This window comes from Staphylococcus sp. EZ-P03 (genome assembly GCF_003344575.1).
GTDB lineage: Bacteria > Bacillota > Bacilli > Staphylococcales > Staphylococcaceae > Staphylococcus > Staphylococcus simulans_B.
Map to the genome: position 1 here is coordinate 1 of NZ_QPMO01000051.1, position 3,018 is coordinate 3,018.

Consider the following 3,018-nt stretch of genomic DNA (forward strand, 5'->3'; position numbering starts at 1 on the left):
TAGCGTGAGCTATTAAGCCGACCATTCGACAAGTTTTGGGATTGTTAAGGGTTCCGAGGCTCAACGTCAATAAAGCAATTGGAATAAAGCAACTTTGTTATTTATAATTATTTGATTGGAGGTGTGAATATGTTTTTTAAGTGTTCTATATGTGATGAAAAATTAAAGAGAGGTTATAAAACTTTAGCATGTGAGAATAACCATACTTTTGATATTGCAAAAGAGGGTTATTCGAATTTAATTTCAGGGCATAAAAAAAGTAAATACGATAAAAAATTGTTTATTGCTAGAAGAGAATTGAATGATAGTAGCAATTTGTATTCGATATTAATTTCAAAAATCATAGAAATTATTAAAAAATATGAGATTAAAACTAAAAATAATGTGATAGATGTTGGTACTGGTGAGGGTTATATTTTAAATGAAATTAGTAAAACATTTCTTGGTGAAAATGAATTCTTAGGTATAGACATTGCAAAAGAAGGTGTAAAAAAAGCAGCAAAATCATATAAAAATATAAATTGGTTGGTTGCTGATCTAGCTGATATACCAGTTATGAATGGGAATGTAGACTTTTTAATTAATGTGCTTAGCCCTTCTAATTATGATGAGTTTAAAAGAGTTCTAGATAAAGAGGGGAAATTGATAAAAATAATTCCTAATAGTGATTATTTAAAAGAAATAAGGAATATAGTCTTTAGTAATCATAAAAATAAGGATTATGATAATTCTGAGGTTATAGATTTATTTGAAGCTAATTTTAATAAAATTGAAATGATAGACATTAGTTATAAGGTTAAATTAAATAAAGAAGAATTGAATAAATTACTTGATATGACGCCTTTAACGTGGAATTTAAGTGACGTAGAAAAAGAAGGAATAATTAAGAAAAACTTAAGTGAAATTACGATGAGTTTTAAGGTTTTGGTTGGTGGTTTTAAAACGAGTTGAAAACGAGTTTCTTCTTGTCTTGATACTATATAGAAATAACTCAAAGATATAAAAAGTTGCTTTATCGTTGGTATGACAGTGTTTTTATGTATTTTTGTGCGTGAAAGAAAAAATTGACATAAAAAAGCTCCAGTAATATGATTAAGTTACGACGCTTAAATCAATACTGGAGGTCTTTTTATATGCAATATAATACTACTAAATGTATAGACGAAAATCAAGATAATAAAACATTAAAAGATATGACGAAAAGTGGGAAACAACGCCCATGGAGAGAAAAGAAGATAGATAATGTAAGTTATGCAGATATACTGGAAATCTTAAAAATTAAAAAGGCTTTTAACGTAAAACAATGTGGTAACGTCTTAGAATTCAAGCCAACTGATGAAGGTTATTTGAAATTACATAAGACATGGTTTTGTAAGTCAAAATTATGCCCAGTTTGTAATTGGAGGCGTGCTATGAAAAATAGTTATCAAGCTCAAAAAGTGATTGAAGAAGTGGTTAAAGAAAAGCCAACTGCTCGTTGGTTATTTCTTACTTTATCGACTAAAAATGCAATAGACGGTGACCACTTAGAACAAAGTTTAAAACACATGTCTAAGGCTTTTAATAAATTAAAGATGTATACAAAAGTTAAAAAGAATTTGGTGGGTTTTTTACGCTCAACTGAAGTAACAGTTAATAAAAATGACGGTAGTTATAATCAACATATGCACGTTTTATTGTGTGTTGAAAATGCGTATTTCAGAAAAAAAGAAAACTACATTACGCAAGTTGAATGGGTTGATTTATGGCAAAAAGCATTACAGGTTAATTATCGACCAGTAGCAAATATTAAAGCGATCAAACCAAATCAAAAAGGCGATAAAGATATTCAAGCAGCTATCAAAGAAACCTCTAAATATTCAGTTAAGTCATCTGATTTTTTAACTGATGATGACGAAAAAAATCAAGAAATCGTGAATGATTTGGAAAAAGGTTTATACCGAAAACGTATGTTGAGTTATGGTGGATTGCTTAAACAAAAACATAAAATTTTAAATTTAGACGATGCCGAAGATGGCAATTTGATTAATACAAGTGACGAAGATAAAACAACAGACGAAGAAGAAAAAGCACATTCAATTACGGCAATTTGGAATTTTGAAAAACAAAATTATTACTTAAAAGATTTGAAACGTTAGCTTAAAAGCTAGCGTTTTTTTTATGTCTTTTTGCCCCTGCGGGAACTATAGCGTTCAACCGGCATGGTTGCCCAATTTTCATGTTAATTTTTAAATTTGCATGTAACTGGGCAGTGTTTATTTTTTCTTGCCCATTTTGCTAACTTTTAAGTTTGCATATAAATGGGCAGTGTCTAAAAAATTCCCCACTGGTCATGAACAAAAAAATGAGCTAAACAATTTAACTTTTTAAGTTATATAAATTTTAGGGAGTTCCAATCAAATTAGAAAAATATATAAAAGAGCTATATCGTTTTTCTGGCTTATGTTTAAAAAGTACAAGTGATTGTATTTAAAATGACTTTAGCAATTTAAGTAATATGTCTTTTGAATACAAGTTAAATGTCAGAAAGATGTACCCTTATTTTGCTCATATTTGCGTTTTAAGAAACATATATAAATATACAGGTATAAAAATATATAAATATAGAGTTTGCTCTAAATACCCCCTTAAAATTCAAAATAAAGGCATTTAAAAATTAAGAAAATAAAAAAGCTACTAGCAAAAAACTAGTAGCTTAAATCTTAGTTAAATTTCTATGTAGTATTAATTTTTATATCTACGCCACAACGCCGATTCCTTAAAACTAAGATAAAAATTGACGAAGGTCGATTATGGTTTTTTACGCGTTCTTTTTAGAACGCATAAGTGCGCCCTTACGGGATTTAACTAGATTATAACGACGAAAAATAGACCTGTAAAGCAATAACAGGTGGGTCTACTTTGTCTACTGGGCAGACAAGAAAAGAACACGCATTTATGCCGAGAAAATTTATTGATGTTGAGAAGAACCCTTAACTAAACTTGCAGACGAATGTCGGCATAGCGTGAGCTATTAAG

General features: G+C 29.3%; 2 protein-coding genes. Both read left to right on the forward strand.

Annotation, left to right across the window (positions count from 1 at the left end; genetic code table 11):
• Positions 1-129: 129 nt before the first annotated feature.
• Positions 130-951 (forward strand): putative RNA methyltransferase, encoded by an 822-nt coding sequence (locus DVJ99_RS12905; RefSeq protein ID WP_049948317.1) that lies wholly within the window; start codon positions 130-132, stop codon positions 949-951.
• A 182-nt stretch (positions 952-1,133) separates the two neighbouring features.
• Positions 1,134-2,138, forward strand: coding sequence for a protein rep (locus tag DVJ99_RS12910; RefSeq protein ID WP_078099054.1), 1,005 nt, complete (start codon positions 1,134-1,136; stop codon positions 2,136-2,138).
• Positions 2,139-3,018 lie beyond the last annotated feature (880 nt).